Origin of the sequence: Pararhodobacter aggregans (assembly GCF_003075525.1) — a bacterium.
GTDB classification, from domain to species: domain Bacteria; phylum Pseudomonadota; class Alphaproteobacteria; order Rhodobacterales; family Rhodobacteraceae; genus Pararhodobacter; species Pararhodobacter aggregans.
Genome location: NZ_QDDR01000008.1, coordinates 140,258 through 165,750 on the forward strand (window position 1 = coordinate 140,258; position 25,493 = coordinate 165,750).

Sequence of the window (25,493 nt, forward strand, 5' to 3'; positions counted from 1 at the left end):
CCACTGGTCCGTTTCCGGTGCGCCGATCCCCCCCGCCAAAGGGGACCCTCGGGCCCCTTTGGAAACCCCCGAGGATATTTTTTCGAACAAAGATGGAGGTTAAGAGGGTACTAAGCCCCATCTTTGTTCTTCAAATATCCTCGGGGGGTGAATGCCCGCAGGGCAGAGGGGGGCAGACGGCCCCCCTTTCTGTTTCGGCGCGGCGAAGCCGCGCCGCTGGTCGCCCGCGGCGCCCGCGACAGCGGGCAACGAGGGCGAAACCCCTCGGCCTTGCAGCATCCCCGCGGGATCGGGATCCTCGGCGGGGCCAGCGCCGTCCTGACTGCGTGCATCACCGTCAACCGGATCGACTGTTGCAGGAAGCCCCTTCCTCACGGCCGCCCGCAACTGGGCCCGGTGCTGACCGAGCCGCCAAGGCTGTCCACCACGTCGCGCACCGGCTTGGTCACCCGCGTCAGCAGGTCGTCGTCATGCCGCCCGGTTCCGCCCTGTCGCAGGAAAGCGGTTGGTGCGCAGGTTGCCCGTACCGACATGGCCGTGGCACTTGCCCCGCGCATGGCCTGTCACTCCTGCGCGGGTCTTGAAATCGGGCAGGCTGCCAGCGGCGGCGACACGTCACACGGGGCACCGGCGGCGATCTTGCGCCTGCGATCGGGGCGTCAGATGGTCGGGATCACCGCCGAGCGGGCGCGGACCAGCGCCGCGAGGCTGCCGTAATCGCCCAGCCGCACGGCGCGTTCGGCGAGGTCGGTGAGCGAGGGGTCGCGCAGGGTCTGGCCGACCGAAGCGAGGAATTGCGCCGCATAGCGCTGCTGACCCCTGTCCGCGGACCCGTTCAGAAGCTCGGTCGCGCGGCGCAGATCGTCGCGCAGCGCCATCGGGTCGCCGCCCGCGTAGCGCTCGCGCAGGACCTCGGCCCGGGGCGGCCAATCCGCCAGGCCGTCGCCCAGGGGCTCGCCGATCAGCAGCGCCAGATGGCGCGCGAGGCTCACGGGTTTGGCGAGGAAGGCGTCGGCGCCCGCGGCCATCGCTTCCCCCTCAAGCCCCGCGTCGCCGCTGATCGCCACCAGACGCTGCGGCCGCAGGGACGTGGGGGCGAGGGCGGCGATCAGGTCGAGCCCCGATCCGTCCGGCAGGCCCAGATCCACCAGCACGATATCCGGCCGGTAGACCCGCAGATGCAGCGTGGCCGAGGCCAGCGATTCGGCGCGGCGCAGCCGGATCCCGGCGTTGCGGCAGATCAGCCGCACCGCTTCGGCGGCAAGGCGGCTGTCCTCGACCAGCAGCAGCGTGCGGGGCGGCATGGCGAAGGCCGCGGCCGCGGCACGGGCGGGCAGGGGACGCGGCTGTTCTGCCGCACAGGGCGCGATGGGCATGGGCACCTCCGATTCTGACCCCGATCCTGGCAGCCAATGGTTCACGCCCGGTTAAACTGCGGCCTCGCGTCGCTTGCTTTCCGCGCCGCGGCCTATATTCAGGCAGCGACACCGCAGAGGAAGAGACCATGATCGGACGCCTGAACCATGTCGCCATCGCCGTGCCGGACCTCGAGGCCGCCGCGGCCCAGTACCGCATGACGCTGGGGGCCGAGGTCGGCCCGCCGCAGGACGAGCCCGACCATGGGGTGACCGTGGTTTTCATCACCCTGCCGAACACCAAGGTGGAACTGCTCTATCCCCTGGGCGAGAGCAGCCCGATCCAGGGCTTTCTGGACAAGAACCCCTCGGGCGGGATCCACCACATGTGTTTCGAGGTCGACGACATCCTCGCCGCGCGCGACCGGCTGAAGGCCGAAGGCGCGCGGGTGCTGGGAACCGGCGAGCCCAAGATCGGCGCCCATGGCAAGCCCGTGCTCTTCCTGCATCCCAAGGATTTCAACGGCTGCCTGATCGAACTGGAACAGGTCTGATGATCCCGCTTTTTTCCGCCTTCGTCCTTTACGCCTTCATCTGGTTCCTGACGCTGCTGGTCGTCCTGCCCCTGCGGCTGACCACCCAGGGCGAGGCGGGTCAGATCGTCGCCGGCACCCCGGAATCGGCGCCGCATGATCCCAGGATCGGCCGCAAGATGCTGGTGACCACCATCGCCGGGACGCTGATCTGGGCCGTGGTGGTGGCGATCATCGTCTCGGGCTGGATCTCGATCGAGGATGTGGACATCCTGCACCGCTACATGGGCGCCCCGTAAAGGGCGCCCCTTTTTCAGCGCATCGCGATGCGGTGGAACAGGTGGGTGAAGGCCGCCACCCCGAACACCGGCACGAACAGGTTCAGCACCGGCACGCTGAGCGGGATGGCAAACAGCACCCCGGCGATCCAGAGCGTGCCCATATTGGCCTGGCGCATCCGCGCAGCCTCGACCGGGCCCATGCGGCGCAGCGCCACGGTGGTGAAATATTCCCGCGCCAGCAGGAAGCCGTTGATCGCCCAGAACACCACGAAACCGAGCCCGGCGGTGAAGACGACGATGATCAGTCCGATCAGGTTGAGCAGGATGAAAAGCCCGGTGTAGCGCAGCGCGTCCTTGAGCGAGTCCCAGAAGCCCGCCCTGTCGGCGGGGGGCAGCTGGGGGTAATGCTCGGCCTCGACGGCATCGGCGACCTCATCGAGGAAGAACCCGCTGAAGGCCGAGGCGACGGGCACCATCAGGAAGATGCTGAGCACCAGCATGACCGGGATCGAGGCCAGCGTCAGCGCCGTGTCGAGCCCGCCGACCGGGCCGACCCAGGGCAGGCCCACGCTGTCGGGCACCAGCAGCTGGATCGCCAGCACCAGGAGCCAGTAAAGCGCGAAAAGCAGCGCCACCGACAGGGCGAGCCCCAGCCAGACCACGCGGCGGAACCGCGGGTCGCCGAATTGGCCAAGGGCCGCGAAGATCGCACCGAGGATCATGCTGAAACCCGGGTGACGATGGCGGCGAGGTCAGGCCGGGGCCGGTCGCCCACCGCCGTCGCGCAACTGCCGAGATGGACGAAGCCCGCCACCTGTTCCTGCGGGGCAAGGTCCAGGCCACGGCTCATGAACTCGCGGTCGAAAGCCGCCCAGCCGGTGATCCAGGCCGCGCCCCAGCCCGAGGCCAGCGCCGCATTGACCAGCGCGGCGCAGACCGCGCCGGCCGAGAGGATCTGCTCCAGCTCGGGGGCCTTTTCCGAGGGCACGGGCGCGGCGATCACCGCCACGACCAGCGGCGATTTCTCCCACAGGCTGGCCGATTTCTCGACCTTGACGGGATCGACGCCAAGCAGCGGACCGCGCTCGCGCACCAGCCCGGCGAGGCGCTGGCGGGCGGGGGCTTCGAGCACCAGGAAGCGCCAGGGCGCCAGCGCGCCGTGGTCGGGCACCCGGGCGGCGGCGGTCAGCAGTTGCTCCAGCGCCGCGCCCTCGGGGGCGGGGGCGGTCAGGGCGGCGGCGGGTTTCGAGCGGCGGGTGAGGAGAAAATCCATCACCGGATTGGCTTGGGTCATCGGGTACCTCCGGCGTCTCAGATCGCAACTCTGCACCGGAGATTCAAGGCCGCTTGCCGCGGGCGCCAAAAGTGCGACATTGAGCCCGGAACAGGGAGGGTGGCTCATGCTGATGGCCGATCTGGGCGACATACGCCTGAACTACCAGCTGCATGGCGATCCCGAGGGGCCGCCGCTGGTGCTGATCCATGCGCTGGGGACGGACCTGAGGCTCTGGGACAAGATCCTGCCGCTTCTGCCCCGGGGGCTGCGGGTGCTGCGCTATTCGCTGCGCGGGCATGGTCTCTCGGATGCGCCGAACCCGCCCTATCCGATGGGCACGCTGGTGCGCGATGCTGAGCGCCTGATGGAGCATGTGGGGATGCGCGACGCGCTGGTCGTGGGGCTGTCCATCGGCGGGCTGGTGGCGCAGGGGCTGGCGGTCAAGCGGCTGGATCTGGTGCGCGCGCTGGTCCTGTCCAACACCGCCGCCAAGATCGGCACCGCCGAGATCTGGCGTCAGCGCATCGCCCTGATCGAGGACAAGGGGCTGGAGGCCATCGCCGACGCCACGCTGGAACGCTGGTTTCCCAAGCCCTTCCGCCAGACGGACGAGGCCCTTGCCTGGCGTCACATGGTCACCCGCACGCCGCGTCACGGCTATGTCGGCTGCGCCCATGCCATCGCCGGGACCGATTTCTACACGCCGACCAGCGGGCTCAGGCTGCCGGTGCTGGCCATCGCGGGCAGCGAGGATGGTTCGACCCCGCCCGATCTGGTGCGCGAAACCGCCGAGCTGGTGCCGGGTTCGCGCTTTCACCTGATCCGGGGCGCGGGCCATCTGCCCTGCGTCGACAAACCGGCCGACTATGCCGAGGCGCTGACCGCCTTCATCCACGAAACCGGGCATCTGGCGGCGTGACCCCGCCCCGACACCCCCAGACCGGCTGAAACATGCGCCAATCGCTGCCCGTCGTCTTCATTCTCGTCACGCTGATGCTCGATGCCATCGGCTACGGGCTTATCATGCCCGTCATGCCCGACCTGATCCGCGAGGTGACGGGCGAGGATCTGTCGCATGCCGCGCTCTGGGGCGGGTTGCTGACCGGCGGTTTCGCGGTCATGCAATTCCTGTTCGGCCCGGTGATCGGCAACCTGTCGGACCGCTACGGGAGGAAGCTGGTGCTGCTGCTGTCCCTGGGCATGCTGGCCGCGGATTACCTGGTGCTGGCGCTGGCGGGCAGCATCTGGCTGATCTTTCTGGCGCGGCTGGTCAATGGCGTGACCTCGGCCACCTATGGCACGGCCAGCGCCTATATCGCCGATATCTCCACCCCGCAGCAGAAGGCGCAGCGCTTCGGCCTGATCGGCGCGGCCTTCGGGGCGGGGTTCATCCTCGGCCCGGCGGTGGGCGGCATGTTGGGCGAGTTCGGCACCCGTGCGCCCTTTCTGGCCGCGGCGGCGGTGGCGGCGCTGAACCTCGTCTTCGGCGCCTTTGTCATGCGCGAATCGCTCAAACCCGAGAACCGCCGCCCGTTCGACTGGCGCCGGGCCAACCCGTTCGGCGCCTTCAAGAACATCGGCCGCCTGCCGGGTCTGGGCCGGTTCCTGACCGTCTATTTCGCCTTTGAATTCGCCTTCACCGTCTATCCGGTCATCTGGGCCTATTTCTCGACCGCGCGCTTTGGCTGGAGCGCGGGGCAGGTCGGGCTGTCGCTGGCCTATTACGGGCTGGGCATGGTGCTGGTGCAGGGCGTGCTGATGCGCGGGGCGATCCGCTGGCTGGGCCGGGGCGGCGCCATGGCGCTGGGGGCGGCGGCGGCGCTGGTGTCCTTCTCCTTCCTCACGGTGGTGGAGAGCGGCGTGCTGGCGCTGGTGCTGATCCCGATCTCGTCCCTGTCGGGGCTCATCAACCCCGCGCTCAGGGCCGAGATGTCGGATCGGGTCGAGGCCAGCCAGCAGGGCGAATTGCAGGGCGCGCTGGCCTCGTTGCACGCCCTGGGGATGATCGTCGCGCCCTTCGTCTATACCCAGGTCTTCGCCGCCTTCACCGGGGCCGGGGCGATCATCGAGCTGCCGGGCATGGTCTTTGCCCTGCCCGCGCTCCTGAGCCTGATCGCCCTGATCCTGTTGCGACCCCAGACCGAAAGGAGTCCCGCATGAACCTTGCCGCCCTGGCCCGTGCCCGCGCCGAGGCGGGCCGCCCCGTCAGCGTCGCCCTGATCGGCGCGGGGAAATTCGGCTCGATGTTCCTGGCGCAGGTGCCGCATATCGCCGGGCTTTCCGTCACCCATATCGCCGATCTGAACCCCGACCGCGCCCGCGCCGCCTGTCGCGCGGTGGGCTGGAGCGCGGAACGCATCGCCGCCACGACCTTCCTTGAGGACGGGCTGGAGGTGGCGCGGACCCCGGCCGAGGTGGTGATCGAGGCCACCGGCGCCCCCGAGGCCGGGCTCAACCATGCCCGCGCCGCGCTCGACGCCGGCAAGCATGTGGTCATGGTGAATGTGGAGGCCGATGTGCTGGCGGGTCCGGTGCTGGCGGCGCAGGCGCGGGCGGCGGGGCTGGTCTATTCCATGGCCTATGGCGATCAGCCCGCGCTGGTGGCCGAGATGGTCGATTGGGCCCGCGCGACCGGCTTCGAGGTCGCGGCGGCGGGCAAGGGGACCAAGTTCCTGCCGCTCTATCATTCGGTCACGCCTGATGGCGTCTGGCCGCATTACGGGCTGACGGCGGAACAGGCGGCCGAGGCGGGGATGAACCCGCAGATGTTCAACTCCTTCCTCGACGGCACCAAATCGGCCATCGAGATGTCGGCAATCGCCAATGCCTGCGGCCTCGACGTGCCCGAGGACGGGCTGGCCTTCCCGCCCTGCGGCGTCGACGATCTGGCGCAGGTGCTGAGGCCCCGGTCGCTGGGCGGGCAGCTGGAGCGGGACGGGATGGTCGAGGTGGTCTCGTCCCTCGAACGCGACGGGCGGCCGGTGTTCCGCGATCTGCGCTGGGGCGTCTTTGTCGTGCTGAAGGCGCAGAACGATTACGCGGCGGGCTGTTTCCGGCAATACGGGCTGCCGACCGATTCGACCGGGCAATACGCCTCGATGTACAAACCCTTCCACCTGATCGGCATGGAGCTGTCGGTGAGCGTGCTGTCCGCCGCACTGAGGGGCGAGGCCACGGGCCAGAGCAGGGCTTGGCGGGGCGATGCGGTGGCGGTGGCCAAGCGCGACCTGAAAGCGGGCGAGATGCTGGATGGCGAGGGCGGCTATACCGTCTGGGGCAGGGCCTGCCCGGCCTCGGTCTCGGCGGCGAAGGCGCTGCTGCCCATCGGACTTGCCCACAGGGTGCGGATGCGCTGCGCCCGGCGGAAAGGCGAAATTCTGGGCATGACGGATGTGGAACTCACCGAATCGCACACCGGCGTCCGGCTGCGCAGAGAGATGCTTGCCGCATCCTTGGGCGCTGGCTAGACTTTGGGCACTTTCGCTCTCGGCGGGGGCAAGGAAAGGCCCGATACCCCCGCACGACGCACAATCCTTGCTTGAGGTTTTGATCATATTTTCGCACAGTTTTGGTCAAGGACCTTCAGAGTCCAGCCAAAGTACCCCCGAAAGGGGCCCAACGGAGAGTGAAAGCGCATGCGCAAACTGCTGAGCACGACCCTGCTGGTCGCCACGGCCGCGACCGGCGGCCTTGCCCAGGCCCAGAACGTGGTCAATGTCTACAACTGGTCGGATTACATCGCCGAGGAAAACCTCGCCGCGTTCACCGAACAGACCGGCATCACCGTCAACTATGACGTCTACGATTCGAACGACACGCTCGAAGCGCGGATGCTGGCCGGGTCCTCGGGCTTCGACGTGGTGGTGCCGACCGGCAATTACCTGCAACGTCAGATTTCTGCCGGCGTCTATCAGCCGCTGAACCGCGACCTGATCCCGAACTGGTCGAACCTCGACCCGCGCCTGATGGAACTGGCCTCGGCCTTCGACGAGGGCAACGAACACGCCGTCGTCTACATGTGGGGCACCACCGGCATCGGCTACAATGTCGAGGCGGTGCGCGAGCGGATGGGCGAGGATTACGCGGTCGACAGCTGGGCGCTGGTCTTCGATCCCGAGATCGCGGCGAAATTCGCCGATTGCGGCATCGCCTTCCTCGATGACCACACCGAGATCCTGCCGCCCGCGCTGCGTTACCTCGGCCTCGACCCGCTCTCGACCGCCGAGGCGGATCTGGAGCAGGCGGTGGCGATGCTGGAAACCATCCGGCCCTCGCTGCGCTATTTCCACTCGTCGCAATACATCTCGGACCTCGCCAATGGCGAGATCTGCGTGGCGGTGGGCTGGTCGGGTGACATCCTGCAGGCCGCGGCCCGCGCCGAAGAGGCCGGCAACGGCATCGAAGTCGCCTATGCCATCCCGAAAGAGGGCGCGAACCTGTGGTTCGACATGATGGCCATCCCCTCGGATGCGCCGAACCCCGAGGCCGCGCATGCCTTCATCAACTTCATGATCGACGCCCATGTGGCGGCGGCGAACACCAACTACATCCAGTATCCGAACGCGGTCGCGGCCTCGAACGAGTTCATCGACGAGGCGGTGCTGAGCGATCCGACCATCTATCCCCCGGCCGAGACGCAGGCCAATTTCTGGACCCTGCGCCCGCATGACAGCCGGACCGACCGGATGATCACGCGGCTCTGGACCCGCGTGCGGACCGGTCAGTAAGCCCCTTGCCCCGCCCGCATCCCCTGCGGGCGGGGCTTCCCTTTCTGCCGAGGCCTTTTTGAGAAGGTGTTTCGATGACCAGCAACCCGGCGATTGCCGCGAACACCCGGCCCTGGCGCGACCCCGACGCCAAGCCCTTCATCTCGATCCAGCATGTCACCAAGCGCTTCGGCGATTTCACCGCGGTGAACGATGTCTCGCTGGATATCTTCCGGGGCGAATTGTTCTGCCTGCTGGGCGGATCGGGCTGTGGCAAGTCCACGCTGCTGCGGATGCTGGCCGGGTTCGAGACGCCGACCGAGGGCAAGATCCTGATCGACGGCGTGGATCTGGCGGGCACCCCGCCCGACCGCCGCCCCACCAACATGATGTTCCAGTCCTACGCCCTTTTCCCGCATATGTCGGTCGAGAAGAACGTGGCCTACGGGCTTCTGCGCGAAGGGAAATCCAAGGCCGAGGCGATGTCCCACGCGGCCGAGATGCTCAAGCTGGTGAAGCTGGAGAAATTCGCCAGACGCAAGCCGCACCAGCTGTCGGGCGGGCAGCGGCAGCGGGTGGCGCTGGCCCGGGCGCTGGCCAAGCAGCCCAAGGTCCTGCTGCTGGACGAGCCGCTGGGCGCGCTCGACAAGAAACTGCGCGAGGAAACCCAGTTCGAGCTGATCCGCATCCAGGAGACTTTGGGTGTGACCTTCATCGTCGTGACCCATGACCAGGACGAGGCGATGACGCTCGCCACCCGCATCGGCGTCATGACCGAGGGGGTGATCGAGCAGGTGGGCGAGCCGCGCGAGATCTACGAGACGCCGAAATCCCGCTTCGTCGCCGATTTCATCGGCTCGGTGAACCTGTTCGAGGGCCGCGTCGGCCCCGCCGCGCCAGACCTGATGCGCGTCGAAACCGAGGATCTGGGCCCGGTCGTCGCCCCGCCGGTGGCGGGACTGACCCAGGGCCAGACGATCTGGCTGGCGATGCGGCCCGAACGCGCCTGGCTGACCCGCGAGCGGCCGGCGGAATCGGTCAATTGCGTGCCGGGCGTGGTGCAGGACATGGGCTATGTCGGGCATATGTCCTCCTACATGGTGAAGCTGGCCAATGGCCGGCTGGTCCGGGTGACCCAGGCCAACGAGGGGCGCCGTGACAACCCGATCTCATGGGACGAACAGGTCCACGTCAGCTTCGAGCCGGCGGATTTCCGGGTGCTGACCGAATGAGCGGGGCCGAGGTACCGCGCCGCGCAGGCCTGCCGCTGCGGATGCTGGCCGTGGGGCTGGCGGGACTGGGCGGGGCGGTGGCGGTCAGTTTCCTGACGCTCAACCCGACCAGCGCCCTGCTGCTTTCGGCCCTGTTCGGGGCCGGTCTGCTTTATTTCCTTCTCAGCCGGTTCATGGGCTGGTCGGACCGCTGGATGGTGATCGCCGTGCCGCTGCTGTGGCTGGGGATCTTCTTCCTGGTGCCGTTCTTCGTGCTGGGCCGCATCTCGCTGTCCGAGACGATGATCGCCCGGCCGCCCTATTCGCCGCTGTGGGAAACCGACGCGCAGGGCAATGTCGAGATCATCGCCAGCCTGCAGAATTACTGGTTCATCCTGGGCGACGCGCTCTATCGCAACGCCTATCTGTCGTCGATCAAGATCGCCGCCATCTCGACCGTCTTCGCGCTGCTGCTGGGCTATCCGATCGCCTATTTCATCGCCCGCTCGCCCGAGCCGCGCCGCTCGTTCCTGCTGCTGCTGGTGGTGCTGCCCTTCTGGACCTCGTTCCTGCTCAGGGTCTACGCCTGGATCGGCTTCCTCAGGCGCGACGGGGTTATTAACAACACCCTGATCTGGCTGGGGGTGATCGACGAGCCGCTGGTGATGATGCAGACCGATTTCGCGGTCTATATCGGCATCGTCTATACCTATCTGCCCTTCATGATCCTGCCGCTCTACGCCAACCTCGTGAAGCTGGACGGCGCGCTGCTGGAGGCGGCGTCCGACCTCGGCGCCACGCCCATGGTGACCTTCTTCACCGTGACGCTGCCGCTGTCCTTGCCCGGGGTCATCGCCGGGTCGATGCTGGTCTTCATCCCGGCCATCGGCGAATACGTGATCCCGGCGCTTCTGGGCGGGCCCGATACGCTGATGATCGGCCGCACGCTCTGGGACGAGTTCTTCTCGGCCCGCGACTGGCCGGTGGCCTCGGCGGTGGCGATCATCATGCTGATCCTGGTGGTGATCCCGATGATGTGGCTGCAAGCGGTGCAGAACCGGCAGGAGGAGGGGCAATGAGACGCGGCTGGTTCCTGCCCATCGTCGCCACCTTCGGTTTCTGCTTCCTCTACGCGCCGATCGTGTCGCTGGTCATCTTCTCGTTCAACGAGAGCCGTCTGGTGACGGTCTGGGGCGGGTTCTCGACCCGCTGGTATGGCGAGTTGCTGGCCGACGGGCAGATGCTGGCCGCGGCCTGGATCAGCCTCAAGGTCGGCGTGCTGGCGGCCAGCATCGCCACGGTGATCGGCACGCTGGCGGCCTTTGTGCTGACCCGCTTCGGCAAGTTCCGGGGCAAACTGCTGCTGACCGGAATGGTCACCGCGCCGCTGGTCATGCCGGAAGTCATCATCGGCCTGTCGCTGCTGTTGCTCTTCGTGGCCATGGAACTGGTGCTGGGCTGGCCGGCCGGGCGGGGGCTCACGACCGTGGTGATCGCGCACGCGACCTTCACCTCGGCCTATGTCGCGGTCATCGCCCAGTCGCGGCTGCGTGACATGGACGAAAGCCTCGAGGAAGCGGCGCGCGACCTTGGTGCGGGGCCGGTGCGGGTGTTCTTCGACATCACCCTGCCGGTGATCGCCCCGGCACTGGTCTCGGGCTGGCTGCTGGCCTTCACGCTGTCGCTCGATGATCTGGTGATCGCCAGCTTCGTCTCGGGGCCCGGCGCCTCGACCCTGCCGATGGTCATCTTCTCGAAGGTGCGGCTGGGGGTGAGCCCGGATGTGAACGCGCTGGCCACCATCATCATCGTCATCGTCGCGGTGGCGGTGACCATCGCCGGGCTGCTGCTGATGCGGCAGTCGAAGAAGACCGGGTAAAGGCGGGGGGCTGCTCGCCCCCCGCACCCCCTCGCCAAAGGGGGGAGCACGCTCCCCCCTTTGGAAACCCCCCGTGGATATTTAGAGAACAAAGATGGGGTCAGCCGCCGCCGATCAGGGCGCCGGCGGCGAAGACCAGCGCGCCGCCGAGCACCACCTGGAAGGTGGCGCGCAGGAACGGGGTCTGCATGAAGCGGTTCTGGATCCAGACGATGGCCCAGAGTTCGACGAAGACCACCACCATGGCGATCGCCGTCGCGGTCCAGAAATGCGGGATCAGATAGGGCAGCGCGTGGCCGAGGCCGCCGAGGGCGGTCATCACCCCCGCCGCGATGCCGCGTTTCAAGGGAGAGCCGCGGCCCGAGAGCTGGCCGTCGTCGGACGCCGCCTCGGTGAAGCCCATGGAGATACCGGCGCCCACGGAAGCCGCGAGGCCCACCAGGAAGGTCGTGTGGGTGTTCTGGGTGGCGAAGGCGGTGGCGAAGATCGGCGCCAGCGTCGAGACCGAGCCGTCCATCAGCCCGGCGAGCCCCGGCTGCACCCAGGTCAGCAGGAACTGGCGGCGCGCGGTTTCGTCCTCGGACGAGCGTTCGTCATCGCCGAGGTTCTTCTGTTCCAGCCGGTGGGCGTTGTGTTCATGCGAGGCCTCGGCGGCGGCGAGGTCGCCCAAGAGGCGCCGCGTTTCCGCGTCCGAGGTGCGCTGCGCCGCGACGACGTAGAATTGCTCGGCCTGGCGTTCCATCGCCTCGGCCTCGCCGCGGATCTGCTCCAGCGTCATCGTGTCCATCAGCCAGACCGGCTTTCTGGCGTAAAAGCCCGCGACATGCTCACGCCGGATCAGGGGGATCACCTCGCCGAAGCGGATCCGGTGCAGGGCGATCAGGCGCTGGCGGTGGCGGTCCTCTTCCTCGGCCATGCCGTCGAAGACCGCGGCCGAGGCCGGGTAATCGGCGCGCAGCCGTTCGGCATAGGTCCGGTAGATGCGGGCGTCGTCCTCCTCCGAGGAGATCGCCAGCGCGAGGACTTCCTGTTCCGAAAGATCGCGGAAGCGGCGGCGGGAGCCGTAATTGGGCAGCATGGGGGGCCTTCGGGCTGAGGTCTGCGACGCGAGTCTAGGCAGGGGCCGGATGCGGGGCAAGGGGACAGGGTGTCCCACGCGTGGGGAAGCCCTGAGATCGCCGGGAAAACAAGGGCTTGGGCGGGTGCGTTGACCGGTTGGCAGGATTGTTCCCTGCGCAGGGCTCCGGCGCGGGCGTTGACGCGACTCGGGGGCGGTGTTTCCCTGAGGTCAGGCAGTGGCGGAGGCTTGCATGGGTCGGGCGTGGAGACGGGCAGGGATCGCGGGTCTGGCGCTGCTGGCGCTGGCGGGGCCGGGGGCGGCGCAACAGGGGCCCTGGCGGCTGCTGGGTCACCTGCAGCTGGCCCCGGGCGAGGAGATCGGCGCGCTGAGCCTGTCGCCCGGGGGCGACCGTGTGGCGGGGACGGTCATGGGCGGCGGCGCCTTCACCGGCGGGGTCTGGCGGCTGGCCGATGGCAAGCGGGAGGCGCGGCTGGAGGGGGGCTTTCCCCTCTATGCGCTCTTTCGTTTCCTGGAAGGATCGCGGGTCTTCTCCTTCGACCGCGAGGGGCTCAGGCTCTGGGATCTGCCCGGGGGGCCGCCGGTCGCCGATCTGCGGTTTGACGCCGACCTCAGGGTCAATGACGTGATCCACGATCCCGACCGCGGCACCTTGCTGGTGGCGCAGGATCTGGGGCCGCTGCTGGTGCTGGACCGCGACGGGCGGGTCGGGGGCCGGATCGAGACCGATGCCATGCGCCCGCACCGGCAGATCTGGCTGGTGGAGGGCGGAACGCGGCTGGTGGTCGATTCCGAGGCCTTCACCCTGACCGCGCGGATGGAGGGCCTGCCGCAGGGCTGCGCCGATCCGGCCTGCGAGGCGGCCTATGCGGCGCTGCCGGGCGCCTATGGCCCCTATGAGGAGCTGGCCGCCGTCGATCCCCAGAGCGGGCGTTTCGCCACGCTGCCGCCGGTCGATCCGGCCCGGGCCGGGCAGCAGGACGGGGTGTTCCGGCCGGTCGCCATGCCCTCGCTGCGGATCTGGCTGGGGGTGGAGGACTGGGCGCCCGCCGATCTGCCGCTGGCGGAATTGCCGCTGGGCGAGGCGCCGGTGCGGGTCGAATTCTCGGCCGGGGGGGCGCTGTTGCTGGCGGTGACGACGGGGGGCGAGGTGACGCTCTGGGATGTGGCGAGCGGCGGGCAGCGGCTGGCAATGCGGCATCCGCCCGGGGATTGGTACGCCGAGGCGCGGTTCATCCCCGGCTCGAAACTGCTGTTCCTGCGCACCGGGCTGGGTCGGGCCTTCGCGCTCCAGATCGGCGACGGGGCCGTGGTGCAGGAATTTCCCGAGCCGAACACCGAGGTGCTCTTCACCCCGGACGGTCGCACGATCATCACGGCCCAGCTGGGGGCGGGACCGGCGCGGCTTTGGCAGCGATGACCCTTGTGCCCGACAGGCGGTCGTGGCGGCTTTGCCCGGTCCAGTGGGCGAAGGGCCAGAGGTAGTACCAGGTCAGTGCCAGGGCGATTGCCGCCATTGCGGCCAGCACCGCGCCCGGCCCCCAGGTGACGATGGCGCCCAGGCCGGGCCACAGCGGCGCGCTGCCGAGGATCAGCAGCGGGCCAAGGCGCAGGATTTCGCGCCGGATCGGGCGCGGGGTCCCCACCGGTTGCAGCCTGAGGCCCAGAAGCCGCTTGCCCGGCGTGGACCAGCCGAACGCCGTGAAAAGCGCCGAGGCCAGGCCCAGCAGCGCCAGCGGCAGAAGGTCGATCCAGGGACGCGCCGGGACCACCCGCAGCGCCGCATCGACCGGCACGACGAACCGTCGGCTGGTGCGCAGTGCCCCCTGGCGGGTGTCAGACAGGATCACGCGCAGCTCATGCCCGTTGGGCAGGCCGAAGAGGGTGGTGGCACAATGGCGCAGCGAATAGGCGCCGATCTGCCCCAGCGCCTGCTCCAGCCAGTCGGGCGCCTGCTCGACCTCGGTGCAATCGTAGCCACGGATGGCGATCACCGGCACGGGCAGGCGCAGTCCCCGCTCGGTGAAGGACAAGAGCAGCACCACGACCAGGGCCCAGGCCAACAGCGAATCCACCGCCAGAGCCAGCAAGCGACGTACGAGGTGGCGGGGCGGGATCATCGGCGGACGACCGTGGTCTGGGCGAGCCGATCCCAGGGCGCAGGGCGGCGCAGGGCAACCAGCAGCAGGGCCAGCAGGGCATAGCCTGCCAGCGCCCAGGAGATGGCTCTTTGCCAAGACGTGCCGATGAACCAGCTCGTGTTGAGATAGGCCTCGATCAAGGCCCGGTCTTCCGACGGCGGCCTTGAGGGACGGAGCCAGTCGACGATCCACGGATCGAGGGCGCAGATCAGACCGTAGATCAGGAAGGGCCCCGAGCGCAGCGCCTCGCGCAGTCGGGGGCGCGCACCGGCGATGCGCAGGCCGAGCAGCCGCTTGCCGGGTGTGTCGAGGCGCAGCAAGGCGGCGAGCAGCATCAGGCCAGCAACCAGCGCCAAGGTATGATCGCGCGCAGGCTGGATGGTTCCGGTGGCATCGACGGGAACAATCTCGATGTATCCAAAGGGGAAAACCCTGAGAAGCGACGGGTAGGCGAGGCGGAAATAGGCATAGTGCAGGATGCCGAAGATCCGTACCTCACAAAGCGAAGTCTCCGGCGAAAGCCGCCCCAGGCTGGGATCACGTTGGCCGTTCTCCCGGATCTCGATCCACAGGCGCGTATACGGATTGTCCGCGAAGGTCTCCGCGGTGACGGGCCCGCAGGTGCCGGGCCCCAGCAGCCGCGGGGACAGCGGCAGCGAGGCGACGCGCCCCAGCGGTGTGGCAGCGATCAGCACCACCAGGACCAGCCCGGCGATCAGGAGGTCGAGCGCCAGTGCCGCCAGTCGGCGGATCAGCAGGCTCGGCGGCATGACGATCAGATATTCTCGGGCTGGGGCATGCCCAGCACGTGGTAGCCCGAATCGACCATGATGACGTCGCCGGTGGTGCATTTGCCGTAATCCGAGCACAGGAACACCGCCGCGCCGCCCACCGATTCCAGCGTGGCGTTGTGGCGCAGGGGGGCGTTGGCCTCGGTATGGCGGAAGGTCTTGCGCGCGCCGCCGATGGCCGCGCCCGCCAGCGTCTTCATCGGACCGGGCGAGATGGCGTTGACGCGGATCGCCTGCGGGCCGAGGTCGTTGGCAAGGTAGCGCACGCTGGCTTCCAGCGCCGCCTTGGCCACGCCCATGACGTTGTAGAAGGGCGTGACCCGGTTCGAGCCGCCATAGGTCAGGGTGACGATCGAGCCGCCCTCGGGCATCAACTCGGACGCCCGGCGCGACACGTCGATCAGCGAGAAGCAGGAAATGTCCAGCGAATGCTTGAAGTTGCCGCGCGAGGTGTTGATGAAGCGCCCGGCCAGTTCCGACTTGTCGGAATAGGCGATGGCATGGACCAGGAAGTCGATGCTGCCCCAGCGCTCCTTGATCCGGGCGAAGGCCGCGTCGAGGCTCTCGTCGCTGGTGACATCGACATCGACCAGGAAATCCGACCCGACCGAGGCGGCGAGCGGTTCGACCCGCTTGCCGAACGCCTCGCCCTGATAGGAGAACGCCAGTTCCGCGCCCTCGGCCGCCAGCGCCGAGGCGATGCCCCAGGCGATGGAGCGTTCGTTGGCGACGCCCATCACCAGCCCGCGCTTGCCCGTCATCAGATCGGCCATCGGCGTTACTCCGCGAATTTCGACATGACGAGGGTGGCATTGGTGCCACCGAAACCAAACGAGTTCGACAGCACCGAGTCATGCTCGACGCCCTCGCGCAATTCGGTGCAGATTTCCGCGGGCTTGATCTCGGGGTCGAGCGCGGTGACGTTGATCGAGGGGGCGATGAAATTCCCCTGCATCATCAGCAGCGAATAGATCGCCTCATGCACGCCGGTCGCGCCGAGGCTGTGGCCCGTCATCGACTTGGTCGAGGCGATGGGCGGCACGTTGTCCTCGCCGAAAACCCGGCGCACGGCCTTCACCTCGGTCACGTCGCCCGCCGGGGTCGAGGTGCCATGGGCGTTGATATAGGTGATCTTGCGGTCCTTCGGCAGGGTGGCCATGGCCAGCCGCATCGACCGCTCGCCACCCTCGCCCGAAGGCGCCACCATGTCGTGCCCGTCCGAGGTGGCGCCGTAGCCTGTGACTTCGGCATAGATCTTCGCACCCCGGGCGCGGGCGTGCTCCAGCTCCTCCAGCACCACGACCCCGCCGCCGCCGGCGATGACGAAGCCGTCCCGGCTGGCGTCGAAGGTGCGCGAGGCTAGCTCGGGCGTGTCATTGTACTTGGACGACATGGCCCCCATCGCGTCGAAGAGGCACGACAGGGTCCAGTCCAGCTCCTCGCCACCACCGGCGAAGACGATGTCCTGCTTGCCCATCTGGATCAGCTCGGTGCCGTTGCCGATGCAATGGGCGCTGGTCGAACAGGCCGAGGTGATCGAATAATTGACGCCCTTGATCTTGAAGGGCGTGGCGAGGCAGGCCGAATTGGTCGACGACATGCAGCGCGTGACCATGAAGGGGCCCATGCGTTTGGGGCTGCCCTTTTCGACGACCGTGTTGTGGGCGACGAAGAAATTCGAGGTGGACGGGCCACCCGAGCCCATGATGAGGCCCGAGCGTTCGTTCGAGACCTCGGCCTCGGTCAGCCCGGCATCGGCGATGGCCTGCTGCATGGCGAGGAAGTTGTAGGCGGCTCCGGGCCCCATGAAGCGCAGGTCGCGCTTGTCGATATGGGCGGCCAGGTCGATCTGCGGCATGCCGTGGATCTGGCTGCGGAACCCCCGCTCGGCGTATTCCGGGGCAAAGACGATCCCCGACCGGCCGGCGCGCAGGCTGGCCTCCACCTCGGCGGCGGAATTCCCGATGGGCGAGATGATGCCGATCCCGGTGATGACGACGCGGCGCATGAGATCTCCCTGTTTTTGGAGCCGGTTTCGCTGGCGGTGGGTATGTAGCTATCCTGAGGCGAAATTGCTACCGATTATTTGCAAGGGTGGCGGTTGTCGCCGCGGCGGGCCGGGTCATGCGGGGGGCCAGCCCCCCGCACCCCCCGCCAAAGGGGACCCTCGGGCCCCCTTTGGAAACCCCCGAGGATATTTAGAGAACAAAGATGTAAGTTAAGAGGGCGCCAACCTGCCATCTTTGTTCTCCAAGTATCCTCGGGGGGTGAATGCCCGCAGGGCAGAGGGGGGCAGACGGCCCCCCTTCCTCGGCGCCGCGGAACGCGGCGCCGCTGGTCGCCCGAGGCGCTCGTGCCGAAGGCGCGGGCAACGAGGGCGAATCCCCTCCACTCACGCGAAGATCGCCGAGACGCGGGCGGCTTCGCCACTCAGGCCCCAGGGCGGGTTGATGACGAAAAGGCCCGAGCCGGTCATTCGGTGGCCCTCGCGCGCGGGGGGAAAGCGGATTTCGTGGCGCAGGGCTTCGGGGTGCGCGGCCTCCAGCGCGGCCAGCATCCCCCCGTGGCGCGGCTCGCGCAGCAGCGGATACCAGAGCGCCAGCACGCCGACGTTCCATTTCCGCGCCACCTGGCCCAGGAAGCGGGGGATCGCCTCGTATTCCGCCGGGCTTTCGAACGAAGGATCGACCAGCAGCATGCCGCGGCGGGGATTGGGCGGGGTCAGTTCCAGCACCTTGGTCAGCCCGTCGGCCTTATGCACCCGCACCGGGTAGGGCATCATCGCCTCGGCCAGCGCCGCGTGTTCCTGGGGGTGTTTCTCGGCCAGATGCACGCTGTCCGTGGCCCGCAGGAGCCGCGCCGCGATCAGGGGCGAGCCGGGATAGGCGTCCTGGCCGTGATCGGCCCGCACCGCGTCCAGCACCCGGCGATAAGGGTGGTCCGGGGGCAGGCGGGTTTCGAGGCGGGCGATGCCCTGCGCCGCCTCGCCGGTCTTCAGCGCCTCGGGCGCCGCCAGATCGTAAAGCCCCCGGCCGGCGTGGCTTTCGAGATAGGTGAGGGGCTTGTCCTTCTGCGTCAGGTAGTCGAGCATCCAGGCGAGAAGCGCGTGTTTGTGCACATCCGCCAGATTCCCGGCGTGATAGAGGTGCTGGTACGAGAGCATGTGGGGCTGCCCCTTCGCTGAGGATGTCGGGGAGGGTAGGGCTGCGTCAATCGCGGCGGCGCAGGCGGATCACGACATCCACCCGGGCGATCTCGCAGCCTTCGGGGACATCGGGCAGGCGCAGGATTTCCAGCTGGTCCGAGGGGGCGTCGGTCAGCTTCTGGCTGTCTTCCCAGAAGTAATGCGGGTGATCGTCGGTGCGCGTGTCGAAATAGGAGCGCGAGGCGTCCACCGTGATCTCGTTCAGCAGCCCCGCCTCGCAGAAGGCGCGCAGCGTGTTGTAGACCGTCGCGAGTGAGACCTTCTCGCCCCGGTCGGCGGCGGCGGCGAACAGGCTTTCGGCCGTCACATGCCGGTTCTCGCCATCGCCCATGACCAGCGCGGCCAGCGCCAGACGCTGGCGGGTCGGCCGCAGCCCGGCCTGGACCAGCCAGTCTGAGGCGCGCGCGCGGGCTACCTGGGTCTGGGGAGCGAATTCGCGGATCATGCGGTCATTTTAAGCCGAGCCGCGGCGGGATTCAATGCCCTGACCGTGGTTTGGCCCGGGCACGGTGGCGAGGGGCCCTAGAGCCTGCGGCTTGTCAGGGCGGAAAGCGGGATGCTAGAGGAGGAAAAACGCCATAAGAAAGTATCCAGGGAGCCTGCCGCCATGTCGTCCTATCCGTCGTCCTTTGACAAGGAAGCCCTGCTGGCCTGCGCCCGGGGTGAGCTCTTCGGTCCCGGCAATGCGCAATTGCCGGCGCCGCCGATGCTGATGATGGACCGCATCACCGAGATCTCGGGCGACGGCGGGCTGCATGGCAAGGGGCATGTGGTGGCGGAATTCGACATCACCCCCGATCTGTGGTTCTTTGACTGCCATTTCCCGGGCAATCCGATCATGCCCGGTTGTCTGGGGCTGGACGGGCTCTGGCAGCTGACCGGCTTCAACCTCGGCTGGCGCGGCTGGCTGGGCCGGGGCTATGCCCTGGGTGTGGGCGAGGTGAAGCTGACCGGCATGGTGCGGCCCGACCGCAGGATGCTGACCTACAAGGTCGATTTCACCAAGGCGATCCAGACAAGGCGGCTGACCATGGGCGTGGCCGATGGCATCGTCGAGGCCGATGGCGAGGTGATCTATCAGGTCAAGGACATGAAAGTGGCCTTGAGCGAGAGCTGAGGGGTTTCGCCCTCGGTGCCCTCGGGCGACCGAGGCGGGGGGCTGCCGCCCCCCGCACCCCCTGCTTCAAGGGGGGCACGCCCCCCTTGAAAATCCCCGTGGATATTTGGGGAACAAAGATGGGGCGGGGGGCGGCGTTGATGCGGGGCGCGGGATGCGGTATGGGGCGGGGTTGCTTGACAGGATCGCCCGCATGACCGCCCCCGTTTCCGCGCCGAAGAAGCTGTTCATCAAGACCTATGGCTGTCAGATGAATGTCTATGACAGCGAGCGCATGGCCGAAGCCATGGGCGCCAACGGTTACGTCACCACGGATCGGGCGGAAGACGCCGACATGATCCTTCTGAACACCTGCCATATCCGCGAGAAGGCGGCCGAGAAGGTCTATTCCGAGCTGGGCCGGCTGCGGCCGCTGAAGGACGCCAATCCCGAGTTGAAGATCGGCATCGCCGGTTGCGTGGCGCAGGCCGAGGGGGCGGAGATCCTGCGCCGGGCGCCGGTGGTCGATCTGGTGGTCGGGCCGCAGACCTATCACCGCCTGCCCGAGATGGAGGCGGCGGCGCGGGCCGGGGCTCGTCCCGTGGACACCGATTTCCCCGAGGAAGACAAGTTCGAGCGGTTGCCGAAGGGGCCCCGTGCGAGCCGGGGGCCGACGGCGTTTCTGACCGTGCAGGAGGGCTGCGACAAGTTCTGCGCCTTCTGCGTCGTGCCCTACACTCGCGGCGCCGAGGTCAGCCGCCCGGTCGAGCGGCTGCTGCGTGAGGCGCGGGATCTGGTCGAGCGCGGGGTGCGGGAGCTGACGCTTCTGGGGCAGAACGTCAACGGCTACCATGGGCTGGGGCCGGATGGCGCGGTCTGGTCGCTGGCTCGGCTGGTGCAGGAACTGGCGGGGATCGAGGGCCTCTGGCGCATCCGCTATACCACCAGCCACCCGAACGACATGTCGGACGACCTGATCGCCGCGCATGGCGAGATCGACAAGCTGATGCCCTATCTGCATCTGCCGGTGCAATCGGGCTCGGACAAGGTGCTGAAGGCGATGAACCGCAAGCACCGGGCCGAGGATTACCTGCGGCTGATCGAGCGGCTGCGCGCGGTGCGGCCGGATCTGGCGCTGTCCGGCGACTTCATCGTCGGCTTCCCGGGCGAGACGGAGGCCGACTTCGAGGAGACGCTGGGGCTGGTCCGGGCGGTGGGCTACCATTCGGCCTTCACTTTCAAATACAGCGCGCGCCCGGGCACGCCCGCCGCCGAACGCCCGGTCCTGCCGGACTCGGTGCTGGACGACCGCCTGCACCGCCTGCAGGCGCTGATCGCCGGGCAGCAGCGCGCGGCGCAGGAGGCGATGGTCGGGCGCGAGGTGGGGGTGCTGATCGAGAAGCCCGGGCGCATGGCGGGGCAGATGGTGGGCAAGTCGGACCACCTGCACGCGGTCCATGTCGCTGACTGCGAGGCGAAACCGGGCGATCTGATCCGGGTGCGGATCACCGGCTCGGCGGCCAATTCGCTGGCGGGGCGGGCCCTCTGACGCCGGCGGAATTGAACACCCGGGCCGGGATTCGGTCAAGGCCGGGCAGCACGGATAGCGGTCGAAAGCGGCATGTGCACCACATGTCGCATTTCTGCACCGCTGCGGAACAAGATTCAGCTTTGGCGCGTTCCATGCCTAATTGTCATGCGAACGTTGCTTGCGACAGGTGCAATTGAGGGGCAGCATGGACATATCTCAGCCGGACCCGTCCGCAGAGACCGCCAGAGAGGAGACCCGCTTGGGCATAAGTGCGCTGACCCCCCCGCCCGCCGCCGGCGACAGCATGCAGACCCTGCTTGAGTTCGCCGACAACAGATTGCTGGTAGACCTGTGCGGCGAATACGACCGCAATCTGGTCAAGCTGGAAGAGGAACTGGGCGTCCAGATCATCCACCGGGGGAACCAGCTGCACATCATGGGTCAGGAGCATGTCCGCGCCCGGGCCGCCGAGACGCTGAAATCGCTCTATGCGCGGCTGAAGGACGGCAAGGGGATGGAGCCCGGCGATGTCGATGGCGCGGTGCGTCTGTCGGCGGGCGAGGCCGGTGAGCGGCAGCTGGAGATGTTCCGCACCGGTCAGGTCGAGATCCGCACCCGCAAGAAGAACGTGGCGCCCCGCACCAAGGCGCAGCAGGATTACGCCCGCTCGCTCTTCGAGAACGAGATGAATTTCGGCATCGGCCCGGCGGGCACCGGCAAGACCTATATCGCCGTGGCCGCGGCGGTGCATTTCCTGACCGAGGGGCATGTGGACCGGATCATCCTGTCGCGCCCCGCCGTCGAGGCGGGCGAGAAGCTGGGGTATCTGCCGGGCGACATGAAGGAAAAGGTCGATCCCTACATGCAGCCGCTCTATGACGCGCTGAACGATTTCCTGCCGGCCAAGTCCTTGCAGAAATACATGGAGGAAAAGCGCATCGAGATTGCGCCCTTGGCCTTCATGCGGGGGCGGACGCTGGCCAGTGCCTTCGTCGTGCTGGACGAGGCGCAGAACGCGACCGAATTGCAGATGAAGATGTTCCTGACCCGTCTGGGCGAGGGCTCGCGCATGGCGATCACCGGTGACCGCAGCCAGGTCGACCTGCCGCGCGGCGTGACCTCGGGGCTGGCCTCGGCCGAGCGCATCCTGCAGGGGATCAAGGGCATCGGGTTTTCCTATTTCACCTCGGTCGATGTGGTGCGGCACCCGCTGGTGGCGCGCATCGTCGAGGCCTATGATCGCCAGTCCCCCTCGCAGGTCTGAGGGGCCCAAGTCTGAGGGGCGCGGGGCGCCTGAACCATGTCTGTGACACTCGACATCAACGCGGAAGAGCCGCGCTGGGGGGACCTCGACCATCTGGCGCGCTCAGCCATTGACGCCACGCTGGCCCATCTGGGCCATGACCCGGCCTGTTTCGAGGTGAGCCTGCTCGCCTGCGACGATGCCCGGATCAAGGGGCTGAACGCGGGCTTTCGCGACAAGGACAAGGCGACGAATGTGCTGTCCTGGCCCGCCTGGGACCTCTCGGCCGAGACGCCCGGCGACCTGCCAGAGGCGCCCGAAACCGGCACGCCCGAGGAGCCCGAGGCGCTGGGAGACATCGCGCTGGCCTATGAGACCTGCCTGCGCGAGGCGGGCGAACAGGGCAAGCCCTTCGCCGAGCATGTGACGCATCTGATCGTTCATTCGGTGTTGCATCTTCTGGGTTACGATCACGAAACCGACGAAGATGCCGCTTTGATGGAGAAAACCGAGGTCGCCATCCTTGCAACCATGGGGATCGCAGATCCATATGCAGGGGACGAGTCGGAGCCGGTCGCACCCGCGACCGGGGCGGATTGATTTTTGAGATGATTCCGGAAAGGACCCATGACTGACCTCACTTCCGGTTCGGTGCCCTCGGCAGAGGCCGATGGCAGCGCGGACCAGAGTCCGGACGGCAGTACCCGAGAACGGGGCCTGCTGGGACGATTATTCGACGCCATCGCCCCGCATGAAGCGGGTGAGGCCGAAAGCGCGCTCAACGCCTCGATGCGGCGGGTTCTGCCGGGGCTTGCCAATCTGAGGCGCCTGCGGGTCGCCGATGTCTCGATCCCCAAGGCCGAGATCGTCGCCATTCCCAAGGATATCGACCGTGACGGTCTGATCGCGGTGTTCCGCGAATCGGGTTTCTCGCGCTTGCCGGTCTATAACGAGACGCTGGACAAGCCGATCGGTCTGCTCTTGCTCAAGGATCTGGTGCTGAAGCAGGGGTTCGATCTGGGCGGCGAGATTGACGTCTCGTCCCTGCTGCGGCCCTTGCTCTATGTACCGCCGTCGATGCCGCTGGTGGTGCTGTTGCAGAAGATGCAGACCGAGCGGACCCATATGGCGCTGGTGATCGACGAATACGGCGGCGTGGACGGTCTGGTGACGATCGAGGATCTGCTGGAGCAGGTCGTGGGTCAGATCGACGACGAGCACGACACCGAGGATGAACACCTCTGGGCCGAGGATGGCGAGGGGGTCTGGCTGATCCAGGCCCGCGCCATGCTGGACGACCTGAAGAATGCGCTGGGGTTCGACCTGCGCCAGGGTCTGGAAGACGAGGACGTCGATACGATGGGCGGCCTCGTCTATCTGCTGCTTGGCCGGGTGCCGGCGCGGGGCGAGGTGATCGAGCATCCCGTCGGCCACGAGATCGAGGTGATCGACGCCGATCCCCGCCGCGTCAAGCGCGTGCGCCTGCGCAAGGCCGGTTCGGCCGATGAAGCCCCGGCCGCGGTGACGGATGCCGGCTGAACGCCGCTGGCCGGTGATCCTGCAGGCCCTGGCCGCCGGGGCGCTGGCCGCCCCGGGGCAGGCGCCTTGGGGGCTCTGGCCGCTGACGATCCTGGGGCTGGCCTGGGCCTTCTGGCTGGTGGCCCGCGCGCCCTCGGCGCGGGGCGCCTTCGGCCGGGCTCTGCTGGCCGGGCTCGGGCATTTCCTGCCGGTCATGGCCTGGATCGTCGATCCGTTCTTCGTCGACCCCGAGGTGACGGGCTGGATGGCCCCTTTCGCGCTGGGGCTGATGGCGGCGGGCATGGCGCTGTTCTGGGCCTTTCCCGCCTGGCTGGCGTCCCTCGGCACCCCGCGGCCCACGGCCCGCGTCTGGCGGTTCGCGCTGGCGTTTCTGGCCTTCGAGGACCTGCGCGGGATGCTGTTCACCGGCTTCCCCTGGGCCCTGAGCGGGCATGTCTGGATCGGCACGCCCCCTGACCAGCTGGCCGCCCTCGGCGGCGCGTTGCTGCTCAGCGCGCTGACGCTGTCGCTGGCGGCGGCGCTGGCGGTGGCCGCTCTGCGCTGGCAGGGCGGGCGGCGCGGTCTGGCCGGGCTCGCGCTGGGGCTTGGCGGGCTGGCGCTGGCGGGCGCCTGGGGCTGGGGCAGCCTGCGTCTGGCGCAGCCCTTGCCCGAGGGGCCGGGGATCCGGCTGCGGCTGGTGCAGGCCAATGTGCCGCAGGACCAGAAATGGCAGCGCGACCTGATCGGGATGTTCTTCGAGCGTCATCTCGACCTCTCGACCGGCGAGGCGCCCGTCGATCTGGTCATCTGGCCGGAAACCGCGGCGCCCTTCCTTCTCGACAACCCCGGCGCCGGGCTGGAGATGGCGGCCGAGGCCGCGGGCGCCCCCCTGGTCATGGGCATCCAGCGGCGCGAGCGCGACGCGGCCGGGATCAGCCGGTATTTCAATTCGCTGGCGGTGATCGGGCAGGGCGGCTCGGTCGGCGCAATCTATGACAAGCACCATCTGGTGCCCTTCGGCGAATACATCCCCCTGATCGGCGAATGGGCCCGCGAACAGGGCTGGGGCGGGCTGGCCCAGCAACTGCTCGACGGCTACACGCCCGGTCCGGGGCCGGAACTGATGGATCTGGGCGGGGCAGGGCGGGCGCTGCCGCTCATCTGCTACGAGGCGGTCTTTCCCCGCGACCTGCGCGGCACCGAACGCCCCGACTGGCTGCTGCAGGCGACGAACGACGCCTGGTTCGGCAACCTGATCGGCCCCTACCAGCATCTGGCGCAGGCGCGGCTCCGGGCGGTCGAGACCGGTCTGCCGCTGGTGCGCGCCGCCAATACCGGGATCTCGGCGGTGACCGATGCGCGGGGGCGGGTGCTGGCCTCGCTGCCGCTCGACGTCACCGGCGCGCTGGATGCGGACCTGCCCGGCGCCCTGCCGCCCACGCCTTATGCGCGCTGGGGCGACGGGCCCTGGCACGCGCTTCTGGCCCTTGGAATGCTGGGTCTGGCGCTGGCGGCGCTGCGCCGCAGGCAGTCGGGAAAAGGCCCCGGACAAAGCGGTTGACGCTGCCTGCAAGGAGGGATAGCCCCATCATACTCCTGTCACAACGGCTTCCTGGCGTGACGGGCGACATGCAATGGAGCACATCCCC

The 25,493-nt window shown here is 68.2% G+C and carries 27 protein-coding genes and 1 riboswitch; of the genes, 16 read left to right on the forward strand and 11 right to left on the reverse strand.

The annotated features are described in order from the left end of the window. Positions 1-371: 371 nt before the first annotated feature. Both DDE23_RS24920 and DDE23_RS15595 read right to left on the reverse strand, forming a co-directional pair. Positions 372-557, reverse strand: a complete 186-nt coding sequence (locus tag DDE23_RS24920) for a hypothetical protein (RefSeq protein ID WP_133239578.1) — start codon at positions 555-557, stop codon at positions 372-374. 102 nt (positions 558-659) lie between these two features. Further along, complete coding sequence (locus tag DDE23_RS15595) at positions 660-1,376, reverse strand: response regulator (protein WP_107752732.1); 717 nt, start codon at positions 1,374-1,376, stop codon at positions 660-662. 128 nt (positions 1,377-1,504) lie between these two features. Between DDE23_RS15595 and mce the strand changes: the two genes are divergently transcribed. Then, positions 1,505-1,909 carry a methylmalonyl-CoA epimerase gene (gene mce, locus DDE23_RS15600; protein WP_107752734.1) on the forward strand — a complete coding sequence of 135 codons (405 nt, stop codon included), beginning with the start codon at positions 1,505-1,507 and terminating at the stop codon, positions 1,907-1,909. Further along, on the forward strand, positions 1,909-2,187 hold the full coding sequence (locus tag DDE23_RS15605) for a DUF1467 family protein (RefSeq protein WP_238150007.1): 279 nt from the start codon (positions 1,909-1,911) through the stop codon (positions 2,185-2,187). The genes mce and DDE23_RS15605 overlap by 1 nt, the downstream gene beginning before the upstream one ends. Before the next feature lie 14 nt (positions 2,188-2,201). Here DDE23_RS15605 and DDE23_RS15610 read toward each other — a convergent pair whose 3' ends face one another. Together DDE23_RS15610 and DDE23_RS15615 are read right to left on the reverse strand one after the other, a co-directional pair. Then, positions 2,202-2,891 carry an EI24 domain-containing protein gene (locus tag DDE23_RS15610; protein WP_107752736.1) on the reverse strand — a complete coding sequence of 230 codons (690 nt, stop codon included), beginning with the start codon at positions 2,889-2,891 and terminating at the stop codon, positions 2,202-2,204. Further along, a complete protein-coding gene (locus DDE23_RS15615) occupies positions 2,888-3,463 on the reverse strand; it encodes a nitroreductase family protein (protein WP_107752738.1) in 576 nt (191 codons plus the stop codon). Before DDE23_RS15615 ends, DDE23_RS15610 begins: the two co-directional genes overlap by 4 nt. A gap of 106 nt (positions 3,464-3,569) precedes the next feature. Here DDE23_RS15615 and pcaD point away from each other — a divergent pair, with 106 nt between their 5' ends. The 7 genes from pcaD to DDE23_RS15650 all read left to right on the forward strand — a co-directional run bounded on the left by pcaD (position 3,570) and on the right by DDE23_RS15650 (position 11,241). Beyond that, a complete protein-coding gene (gene pcaD, locus DDE23_RS15620) occupies positions 3,570-4,364 on the forward strand; it encodes a 3-oxoadipate enol-lactonase (RefSeq protein WP_107752740.1) in 795 nt (264 codons plus the stop codon). Positions 4,365-4,396: 32 nt separating this feature from the next. Continuing rightward, positions 4,397-5,605, forward strand: coding sequence for an MFS transporter (locus tag DDE23_RS15625; RefSeq protein ID WP_107752742.1), 1,209 nt, complete (start codon positions 4,397-4,399; stop codon positions 5,603-5,605). Next, on the forward strand, positions 5,602-6,912 hold the full coding sequence (locus DDE23_RS15630; RefSeq protein ID WP_107752744.1) for an NAD(P)H-dependent oxidoreductase: 1,311 nt from the start codon (positions 5,602-5,604) through the stop codon (positions 6,910-6,912). Before DDE23_RS15625 ends, DDE23_RS15630 begins: the two co-directional genes overlap by 4 nt. Positions 6,913-7,080: 168 nt before the next feature. Then, complete coding sequence (locus tag DDE23_RS15635) at positions 7,081-8,172, forward strand: polyamine ABC transporter substrate-binding protein (protein WP_107752746.1); 1,092 nt, start codon at positions 7,081-7,083, stop codon at positions 8,170-8,172. Positions 8,173-8,246: 74 nt separating this feature from the next. After that, positions 8,247-9,383, forward strand: coding sequence for an ABC transporter ATP-binding protein (locus DDE23_RS15640; RefSeq protein WP_107752748.1), 1,137 nt, complete (start codon positions 8,247-8,249; stop codon positions 9,381-9,383). Between the two features lie 173 nt (positions 9,384-9,556). Beyond that, entirely contained in the window at positions 9,557-10,441 is an 885-nt protein-coding gene (locus DDE23_RS15645; RefSeq protein WP_107752996.1) for an ABC transporter permease subunit, read from the forward strand. After that, positions 10,438-11,241 carry an ABC transporter permease subunit gene (locus DDE23_RS15650; RefSeq protein WP_107752750.1) on the forward strand — a complete coding sequence of 268 codons (804 nt, stop codon included), beginning with the start codon at positions 10,438-10,440 and terminating at the stop codon, positions 11,239-11,241. Before DDE23_RS15645 ends, DDE23_RS15650 begins: the two co-directional genes overlap by 4 nt. 100 nt (positions 11,242-11,341) lie before the next feature. On the opposite strand, the gene mbfA is transcribed toward DDE23_RS15650, so the two are convergent. Beyond that, positions 11,342-12,319 (reverse strand): iron exporter MbfA, encoded by a 978-nt coding sequence (gene mbfA, locus DDE23_RS15655; RefSeq protein ID WP_107752752.1) that lies wholly within the window; start codon positions 12,317-12,319, stop codon positions 11,342-11,344. Between the two features lie 232 nt (positions 12,320-12,551). Between mbfA and DDE23_RS15660 the strand changes: the two genes are divergently transcribed. Continuing rightward, positions 12,552-13,739: a WD40 repeat domain-containing protein gene (locus DDE23_RS15660; protein ID WP_107752754.1), complete on the forward strand. Its 1,188-nt coding sequence runs from the start codon at positions 12,552-12,554 to the stop codon at positions 13,737-13,739. Here the strand turns inward: DDE23_RS15660 and DDE23_RS15665 are convergent. From DDE23_RS15665 to irr, 6 genes are all read right to left on the reverse strand, one after another. Then, positions 13,693-14,382, reverse strand: coding sequence for a hypothetical protein (locus tag DDE23_RS15665; RefSeq protein WP_133239579.1), 690 nt, complete (start codon positions 14,380-14,382; stop codon positions 13,693-13,695). The genes DDE23_RS15660 and DDE23_RS15665 overlap by 47 nt on opposite strands. A 53-nt stretch (positions 14,383-14,435) precedes the next feature. Continuing rightward, positions 14,436-15,230, reverse strand: a complete 795-nt coding sequence (locus DDE23_RS15670) for a hypothetical protein (protein WP_107752758.1) — start codon at positions 15,228-15,230, stop codon at positions 14,436-14,438. A gap of 5 nt (positions 15,231-15,235) precedes the next feature. Further along, complete coding sequence (locus DDE23_RS15675) at positions 15,236-16,024, reverse strand: enoyl-ACP reductase FabI (protein ID WP_107752759.1); 789 nt, start codon at positions 16,022-16,024, stop codon at positions 15,236-15,238. A gap of 5 nt (positions 16,025-16,029) precedes the next feature. Then, a complete protein-coding gene (gene fabB, locus DDE23_RS15680) occupies positions 16,030-17,259 on the reverse strand; it encodes a beta-ketoacyl-ACP synthase I (RefSeq protein ID WP_107752767.1) in 1,230 nt (409 codons plus the stop codon). Between the two features lie 384 nt (positions 17,260-17,643). Beyond that, positions 17,644-18,414, reverse strand: a complete 771-nt coding sequence (locus DDE23_RS15685) for a 23S rRNA (adenine(2030)-N(6))-methyltransferase RlmJ (RefSeq protein ID WP_107752769.1) — start codon at positions 18,412-18,414, stop codon at positions 17,644-17,646. A 46-nt stretch (positions 18,415-18,460) separates the two neighbouring features. Beyond that, on the reverse strand, positions 18,461-18,901 hold the full coding sequence (irr, locus tag DDE23_RS15690; protein WP_107752770.1) for a Fur family transcriptional regulator Irr: 441 nt from the start codon (positions 18,899-18,901) through the stop codon (positions 18,461-18,463). A gap of 162 nt (positions 18,902-19,063) precedes the next feature. Between irr and fabA the strand changes: the two genes are divergently transcribed. From fabA to lnt, 6 genes are all read left to right on the forward strand, one after another. After that, positions 19,064-19,573 (forward strand): bifunctional 3-hydroxydecanoyl-ACP dehydratase/trans-2-decenoyl-ACP isomerase, encoded by a 510-nt coding sequence (fabA, locus tag DDE23_RS15695; protein ID WP_107752772.1) that lies wholly within the window; start codon positions 19,064-19,066, stop codon positions 19,571-19,573. Between the two features lie 193 nt (positions 19,574-19,766). Continuing rightward, entirely contained in the window at positions 19,767-21,101 is a 1,335-nt protein-coding gene (gene miaB / locus DDE23_RS15700; RefSeq protein ID WP_107752774.1) for a tRNA (N6-isopentenyl adenosine(37)-C2)-methylthiotransferase MiaB, read from the forward strand. Between the two features lie 286 nt (positions 21,102-21,387). Continuing rightward, complete coding sequence (locus tag DDE23_RS15705; RefSeq protein ID WP_238150008.1) at positions 21,388-22,347, forward strand: PhoH family protein; 960 nt, start codon at positions 21,388-21,390, stop codon at positions 22,345-22,347. 36 nt (positions 22,348-22,383) lie between these two features. Continuing rightward, on the forward strand, positions 22,384-22,926 hold the full coding sequence (ybeY, locus tag DDE23_RS15710) for an rRNA maturation RNase YbeY (protein WP_107752778.1): 543 nt from the start codon (positions 22,384-22,386) through the stop codon (positions 22,924-22,926). Between the two features lie 27 nt (positions 22,927-22,953). After that, positions 22,954-23,865: a transporter associated domain-containing protein gene (locus tag DDE23_RS15715; protein ID WP_107752780.1), complete on the forward strand. Its 912-nt coding sequence runs from the start codon at positions 22,954-22,956 to the stop codon at positions 23,863-23,865. After that, positions 23,855-25,405, forward strand: a complete 1,551-nt coding sequence (gene lnt, locus DDE23_RS15720) for an apolipoprotein N-acyltransferase (protein ID WP_107752782.1) — start codon at positions 23,855-23,857, stop codon at positions 25,403-25,405. Before DDE23_RS15715 ends, lnt begins: the two co-directional genes overlap by 11 nt. Positions 25,406-25,437: 32 nt before the next feature. Continuing rightward, a riboswitch (SAM-SAH riboswitch) is annotated at positions 25,438-25,486 on the forward strand. Positions 25,487-25,493 lie beyond the last annotated feature (7 nt).

What these genes read in the sequence shown, in the direction of transcription:
- fabB (WP_107752767.1), bottom strand. Translation starts at nt 17,259, where the DNA reads ATGCGCCGCGTCGTCATCACCGGGATCGGCATCATCTCGCCCATCGGG.
- pcaD (WP_107752740.1), top strand. Translation starts at nt 3,570, where the DNA reads ATGCTGATGGCCGATCTGGGCGACATACGCCTGAACTACCAGCTGCAT.
- DDE23_RS15650 (WP_107752750.1), top strand. Translation starts at nt 10,438, where the DNA reads ATGAGACGCGGCTGGTTCCTGCCCATCGTCGCCACCTTCGGTTTCTGC.
- mce (WP_107752734.1), top strand. Translation starts at nt 1,505, where the DNA reads ATGATCGGACGCCTGAACCATGTCGCCATCGCCGTGCCGGACCTCGAG.
- lnt (WP_107752782.1), top strand. Translation starts at nt 23,855, where the DNA reads ATGCCGGCTGAACGCCGCTGGCCGGTGATCCTGCAGGCCCTGGCCGCC.
- DDE23_RS15685 (WP_107752769.1), bottom strand. Translation starts at nt 18,414, where the DNA reads ATGCTCTCGTACCAGCACCTCTATCACGCCGGGAATCTGGCGGATGTG.
- DDE23_RS15635 (WP_107752746.1), top strand. Translation starts at nt 7,081, where the DNA reads ATGCGCAAACTGCTGAGCACGACCCTGCTGGTCGCCACGGCCGCGACC.
- DDE23_RS15630 (WP_107752744.1), top strand. Translation starts at nt 5,602, where the DNA reads ATGAACCTTGCCGCCCTGGCCCGTGCCCGCGCCGAGGCGGGCCGCCCC.
- DDE23_RS15595 (WP_107752732.1), bottom strand. Translation starts at nt 1,376, where the DNA reads ATGCCCATCGCGCCCTGTGCGGCAGAACAGCCGCGTCCCCTGCCCGCC.
- DDE23_RS15615 (WP_107752738.1), bottom strand. Translation starts at nt 3,463, where the DNA reads ATGACCCAAGCCAATCCGGTGATGGATTTTCTCCTCACCCGCCGCTCG.
- fabA (WP_107752772.1), top strand. Translation starts at nt 19,064, where the DNA reads ATGTCGTCCTATCCGTCGTCCTTTGACAAGGAAGCCCTGCTGGCCTGC.
- DDE23_RS15645 (WP_107752996.1), top strand. Translation starts at nt 9,557, where the DNA reads ATGGGCTGGTCGGACCGCTGGATGGTGATCGCCGTGCCGCTGCTGTGG.
- ybeY (WP_107752778.1), top strand. Translation starts at nt 22,384, where the DNA reads ATGTCTGTGACACTCGACATCAACGCGGAAGAGCCGCGCTGGGGGGAC.
- miaB (WP_107752774.1), top strand. Translation starts at nt 19,767, where the DNA reads ATGACCGCCCCCGTTTCCGCGCCGAAGAAGCTGTTCATCAAGACCTAT.
- irr (WP_107752770.1), bottom strand. Translation starts at nt 18,901, where the DNA reads ATGATCCGCGAATTCGCTCCCCAGACCCAGGTAGCCCGCGCGCGCGCC.
- mbfA (WP_107752752.1), bottom strand. Translation starts at nt 12,319, where the DNA reads ATGCTGCCCAATTACGGCTCCCGCCGCCGCTTCCGCGATCTTTCGGAA.
- DDE23_RS15670 (WP_107752758.1), bottom strand. Translation starts at nt 15,230, where the DNA reads ATGCCGCCGAGCCTGCTGATCCGCCGACTGGCGGCACTGGCGCTCGAC.
- DDE23_RS15675 (WP_107752759.1), bottom strand. Translation starts at nt 16,024, where the DNA reads ATGGCCGATCTGATGACGGGCAAGCGCGGGCTGGTGATGGGCGTCGCC.
- DDE23_RS15705 (WP_238150008.1), top strand. Translation starts at nt 21,388, where the DNA reads ATGCAGACCCTGCTTGAGTTCGCCGACAACAGATTGCTGGTAGACCTG.
- DDE23_RS15715 (WP_107752780.1), top strand. Translation starts at nt 22,954, where the DNA reads ATGACTGACCTCACTTCCGGTTCGGTGCCCTCGGCAGAGGCCGATGGC.
- DDE23_RS15660 (WP_107752754.1), top strand. Translation starts at nt 12,552, where the DNA reads ATGGGTCGGGCGTGGAGACGGGCAGGGATCGCGGGTCTGGCGCTGCTG.
- DDE23_RS15640 (WP_107752748.1), top strand. Translation starts at nt 8,247, where the DNA reads ATGACCAGCAACCCGGCGATTGCCGCGAACACCCGGCCCTGGCGCGAC.
- DDE23_RS15625 (WP_107752742.1), top strand. Translation starts at nt 4,397, where the DNA reads ATGCGCCAATCGCTGCCCGTCGTCTTCATTCTCGTCACGCTGATGCTC.
- DDE23_RS24920 (WP_133239578.1), bottom strand. Translation starts at nt 557, where the DNA reads ATGCGCGGGGCAAGTGCCACGGCCATGTCGGTACGGGCAACCTGCGCA.
- DDE23_RS15610 (WP_107752736.1), bottom strand. Translation starts at nt 2,891, where the DNA reads ATGATCCTCGGTGCGATCTTCGCGGCCCTTGGCCAATTCGGCGACCCG.
- DDE23_RS15605 (WP_238150007.1), top strand. Translation starts at nt 1,909, where the DNA reads ATGATCCCGCTTTTTTCCGCCTTCGTCCTTTACGCCTTCATCTGGTTC.